The sequence below is a fragment of the Streptomyces sp. NPDC052079 genome, from assembly GCF_040680275.1.
Taxonomy (GTDB): Bacteria; Actinomycetota; Actinomycetes; order Streptomycetales; family Streptomycetaceae; genus Streptomyces.
Genome location: NZ_JBFAWL010000050.1, coordinates 1 through 5463, shown reverse-complemented (window position 1 = coordinate 5463; position 5463 = coordinate 1). Strand labels below are relative to the sequence as shown.

The 5463-nt window shown below is 72.6% G+C and carries 3 protein-coding genes; 2 read left to right on the top strand and 1 reads right to left on the bottom strand.

Translation table 11 applies throughout. The features are described 5' to 3' along the window. Positions 1-386: 386 nt before the first annotated feature. Complete coding sequence (locus AB0L56_RS31450) at positions 387-3005, bottom strand: glycosyltransferase family 1 protein (protein WP_365429543.1); 2619 nt, start codon at positions 3003-3005, stop codon at positions 387-389. A 262-nt stretch (positions 3006-3267) separates the two neighbouring features. On the opposite strand from AB0L56_RS31450, the gene AB0L56_RS31445 reads away from it, so the two are divergent. Further along, positions 3268-4470, top strand: coding sequence for a S8 family peptidase (locus tag AB0L56_RS31445; RefSeq protein WP_365429540.1), 1203 nt, complete (start codon positions 3268-3270; stop codon positions 4468-4470). Between the two features lie 274 nt (positions 4471-4744). Further along, the coding region (locus AB0L56_RS31440; RefSeq protein WP_365429537.1) for a maltotransferase domain-containing protein at positions 4745-5463 on the top strand (719 nt) is incomplete at its 3' end.

Genomic DNA, 5463 nt, shown 5'->3' with positions numbered 1-5463 from the left:
ACCCGCGGCAACCGCTACCTCGTGAGCAATGACAGACTTGGCGTCCAATGGGGCTCCTGCTGAACAGTGATCTTGGTCGACACGGTTCTAGCAGGTCCATCTCTGTTTCAGCCTGCTTGACACATCAGCCCAGGCCCTAACTACACGGCATTGGCCTTAAGGGCCTGGGAGGTACCCCCAGGGCGATGGGGGTCCCCCGCTCGAGCGAAGCCGAGAGTGGGGGAGGGTGGGCGCAGGCGGCACCCCTTCAGCGGGCCGCGGCTTCGCCCCCCCACGGTTGGTCGCCCCCGCCGCCCCTTCCCGTCCCGTCCCTGGAGGCTGCGCCCCCAGACCCCCCTTTCGGCCCTTCGGGCCTCGTCCTCAAACGCCGGACGGGCTAGTTGGACTCACCGCATCAAAAGACCCGCCGCCTCCGCCAGGTCCTCCGACGGGACCGCGAGAAGGCCCAGTTCCGCGCCGGACGCCAGATGCCGGTGGCTGGGGAGGATGCGGACCGTGTAGCCGAAGGGGCCCGTGCGGTCGAGGGACAGTGGGCCCTCGTACAGCCAGCGGCCCTCCTGGTCGGGTGGGCCCACCGGCTTCAGTGGTACGGCCGCCGCATCGGTGATGCGGTCCTCCTCGTCCACCCGCCCGGACACCGCCTGCACCTCGACGTCCTCCGGCTTCAGACCGCCGAGCCCCACCCGCACCCGCAGCCCGAGCGTCGTGCCGAGTTCCGCCGTGGCCGTCGTCACGGACGTCTCGACATGGTCGACCGTCACACCGTGCCAGGCGCCGCGCACCCTCGCCTTCCACGCGGCGAGCGCCCGCGCCGAGTCCGGGTCCATGGCGCGGTGCGCGTGCGCGGCGGGGACGTACAGGCGCTCGACGTACTCGCGGACCATGCGGCCGGCCAGCACCTTGGGGCCGAGCAGGCTCAGGGTCCGGCGCACCATCTCGATCCAGCGGTCGGGCAGCCCGCTGCGCCCGCGTTCGTAGAAGCATCGGGTCACCCGCTGCTCCAGCAGGTCGTACAGCGCCGCGGCCTCTATGTCGTCGCGCCGGTCCGGGCCGGTCCCGGCGCCGTCCGCCGTGGGGATGGCCCAGCCGAAGTCGGGCTGGAACCACTCGTCCCAATAGCCGTCCAGCACGGACAGGTTGAGGCAGCCGTTGAGCGCGGCCTTCATCCCGCTGGTGCCGCACGCCTCCAGCGGCCGGAGCGGGTTGTTCAGCCAGATGTCGCAGCCGGGGTAGAGCTTCTGCGCCATCGCCATGCCGTAGTCGGGCAGGAACACGATCCGGTGGCGCACGCGCGGGTCGTCGGCGAACCTGACCAGTTCCTGGATGAGCCGCTTGCCGCCGTCGTCCGCCGGGTGCGCCTTGCCCGCGATCACGATCTGCACCGGCCGCTCGGGATGCAGCAGAAGGTCCATCAGCCGGTCCCGGTCGCGCAGCATCAGCGTCAGCCGCTTGTACGACGGGACACGCCGGGCGAAGCCGATGGTCAGCACCTCCGGGTCGAGCACCCCGTCGATCCAGCCCAGCTCCGCCGTGCCGGCACCGCGCTGCCGCCAGGAGGCGCGCAGCCGTTCGCGGACCTCCAGCACCAGCAGTTCGCGCAGCGACCGGCGCAGCTCCCAGATGTCCTGGTCGGCGATGTCCGCCACGGAGTCCCAGCGGTCGGAGTCGCCGACGCTCAGCGCCTCCTCGGCGCGCTGGGTGCCGATCTGCCGGGCGCCGAGGCGGAACACCTCGGGGGCGACCCAGGTGGGCGCGTGCACCCCGTTGGTCACGGAGGCGATCGGCACCTCCTCGGGGTCGAAGCCCGGCCAGAGCCCGGCGAACATCTCGCGGCTGACCTGGCCGTGCAGCAGGGAGACACCGTTGGCGCGCTGGGCCAGGCGCAGGCCCATCACGGCCATGTTGAACAGGTTGGACTCGCCGCCGGGGAAGGACTCCATGCCGAGCCGGAGGATGCGGTCGACCTCCATGTTGGGCAGTTCGGCGGGCGGACCGAAGTGCCGCGCGACCAGTTCCCGGTCGAACCGGTCGATGCCGGCCGGGACGGGCGTGTGGGTGGTGAACACGGTCCCCGCGCGGACCGCCTCCAGCGCCGCGTCGAAGGTCAGCCCCTCGGCGCGCAGTTCGGCGATGCGTTCGAGGCCGAGGAAACCGGCGTGGCCCTCGTTGGTGTGGAAGACCTCCGGTTCGGCGTGCCCGGTGAGCGCGCAGTACGTACGGACCGCGCGGACCCCTCCTATACCGAGCAGCATCTCCTGGAGCAGCCGGTGCTCGCTGCCGCCGCCGTAGAGCCGGTCGGTCACCCCGCGCTCGCCGAGGTCGTTCTCCTCGATGGCGGAGTCCAGCAGGAGCAGCGGGATCCTGCCCACCTGTGCCAGCCAGATCCGCGCGCGCAGCGAGCGGCCGCCGGGCAGGGCGAGGGTGATCTGCGCGGGGGTGCCGTGGGAGTCCTTGAGCTGGTCCAGGGGCAGCTCGTTGGGGTCGAGGACGGGGTAGTGCTCCTGCTGCCAGCCGTCCCGGGACAGGGACTGGCGGAAGTAGCCGTGCCGGTAGAGCAGACCGACGCCGATGAGGGGGACGCCGAGGTCGCTGGCCGCCTTCAGATGGTCGCCGGCCAGGATGCCCAGGCCCCCGGAGTACTGCGGCAGGGCGGCCGTGATGCCGAACTCCGGGGAGAAGTAGGCGATGGCGGCGGGCATGCGGTCGGTCTGCGCCTGGTACCAGCGGTCGCCGGTCATGTAGGCGTGCAGATCGTCGGCGACCGCGTCCAGGCGGTCCAGGAAAGCGCGGTCCCCGGCCAGCTCCGTGAGCCGTTCGGTCGCCACGCTGCCGAGCAGCCGCACGGGGTCGCTGCCGGCGGCCGCCCAGCGCTCGGGGTCGACGGAGCGGAACAGGTCACGCGTCGCGGTGTGCCACGACCAGCGCAGATTGCGGGCCAGGTCGCTCAGGGGGCGGAGGGGTTCGGGGAGCACGGGTCGGACGGTGAATCGACGGATCGCCTTCACAAGCCACCTCGGCGCGTTCGTGAGAGACGCGGTGTGCGTCCGGGCATCGCTGCCGACAGTACCCGCGCGAACACCGTCCGCGCGGGAAGCCGCCAGACACGGGCAACCCGGTCCGCCTGCCCAAACGATTCCCCTCAGAGGAGGTATGGCCGATTCCGCCCCCGTGGGCGTTCTTGCACCGCTTCTCCCCACACGAGACGCTGCCATCCGGACGTACCGGCCGGGCGGGCAGCGGGGCCCGGGCCCAGGAGGGGATCGGACCATGGCACGGACGCGGACGCGGCGTCTGCGCCGGGTGGGGGTCGGCACGGCGGTGCTGTGCGCCGCGGCGGTCTCGGCCGCCACCCTGCCCGCGCAGGCCGCACCTCAGGGACAGATACGCGGAGCCGGTGCGCCCGGCTCCGTGGCGGGCAGTTACCTGGTGACGCTGGAGGAGGGGACGGCGGCCCACTCGGCGGCGGGCCGGGACCTCGCCGCGGCGTACGGGGCGAGAATCAGCCACACCTATGGCACGGTGCTGAACGGGTACGCGGTGCGGGCCGATCCGGGACAGGCCCGGCGCCTGGCGGCCGATCCCCGGGTCACCTCGGTCGTCCAGGACACCCGTGTGGAACTGGACCGCGCACAGCGCAGACCGCCGTCCTGGGGCCTGGACCGGATCGACCAGCGTGCCCTGCCACTGAACCGCCGCTACACCGCGCCGGCGCGGGCGGGCGCCGGGGTGACGGTGTACGTGATCGACACGGGCGTACGCATCACCCACAGGGAGTTCGCCGGCCGGGCCCGCCACGGCTGGGACTTCGTGGGGAACGACCGGAGCGCCCAGGACGGCAACGGGCACGGCACGCATGTCGCGGGCATCGTCGCGGGCACGGCGTACGGGGTCGCCAAGAAGGCCGGGATCGTCTCCGTGCGCGTGCTCGACGACGCGGGCTCGGGCACCACCGCCCAGGTGATCGCCGGTATCGACTGGGTGACCCGGAACGCGAGGAAGCCCGCGGTCGCCAATCTCAGTCTGGGCGGCTTCTACAACGCGCAGTTGAACGCCGCCGTGCGTACCTCGATCGCCTCCGGCGTCACCTACACGGTCGCGGCGGGCAACGAGGGCATGCCGGCGGCGCTCTACTCCCCGGCGGGCGTGAAACAGGCCATCACGGTCGGCGCGACCGACCGGGGGGACAAGAAACCGGCCTTTTCCAACCACGGCTCGGCGCTCGATCTGTTCGCCCCAGGGGTGTCCATCACCTCGGCCTCCGCCGCCGGCGACACCGCGCGGGCCACCCACTCGGGTACGTCGATGGCGTCACCGCACGCGGCGGGCGCGGCGGCGGTGTATCTGGCCGAGCACCGGCGGGCGACCCCGGCCCAGGTGTCGAAGGCGCTGGTCAAGGGGGCGGTGAGCGGAAAGGTGACGGGGCGTGGGCTCGGTTCGCCGGACCGGCTGCTTCAGGTTCCGCGCTTCTAAGGGCGCCCCCGCGGGACACCGGACGCCGACGGCCCGGGACGCGCGGCGGCGACGGGGGGAACGGGCCTACGAGGGGCGCTTTCGGGACCGGCTCCTTGCGGTGCGGAGGGGGCCGGACTTGTGTGTCGACATACGCGTGAGTAGTTAGCTACGTGCCGGATTGCCCACCCGAGCAGTGTGGGAAGGCTCCTGCGGTAACACCCCACAGACACCCCGCAGGACCCACCTCCCCACAGTCATCCGCCCACCTACGTTGACGCGGACAGGAGCGGTCATGCCCGCCAAGCACCACTCGTCCTCACCCCCCGCGCCCGGCACCGAGGCGCCCGTGAAACGCGGCGCCGGGGCGGTCTCCCCCGGCCGCCGTGCCGGGACCGGTCCCCCCTCGTCCCCCGTCGCGGCTCCCGCACCGCCCGCCAACGGTCCCCCGACCGCCGTGGGGCGCATTCCGGTGCTGGACGTCCGCCCGATGGTCCGTCAGGGGCGCCGGCCCGCGAAGGCCGTGACCGGTGAGACGTTCGAGATCTCGGCCACCGTGTTCCGCGAGGGGCACGAGGCGGTCGCCGCCGATGTGGTGCTGAGGGACCCGGAGGGGCGTCGGGGGCCGTTCACGCCGATGCGGGAGCTGGCGCCGGGTACGGACAGGTGGGGGGCGACGGTCACCGCGGGGGAGCCCGGACTGTGGACGTACACCGTCGAGGCATGGGGCGATCCGGTCACCACCTGGCGGCACCATGCGCAGATCAAGATTCCGGCCGGGATGGACACCGAGGTGGTGCTGGAGGAGGGCGCCCGGCTGTACGAGCGGGCGGCGGCCTCGGTGCCCGACGCGGAGTCAACAAGCGTACTACTCTCGGCCGTGGACGCGCTGCGGGACGAGAGCCGTCCGGCGGCGTCACGGCTGGCGGCGGCGTTGACGCCGGAGGTGGACGCGGTGCTGGCCCGGCATCCGCTGCGGGAACTGGTCACCAGCAGTGACCCGCTGCCACTGCT

What these genes read in the sequence shown, in the direction of transcription:
- AB0L56_RS31445 (WP_365429540.1), top strand. Translation starts at nt 3,268, where the DNA reads ATGGCACGGACGCGGACGCGGCGTCTGCGCCGGGTGGGGGTCGGCACG.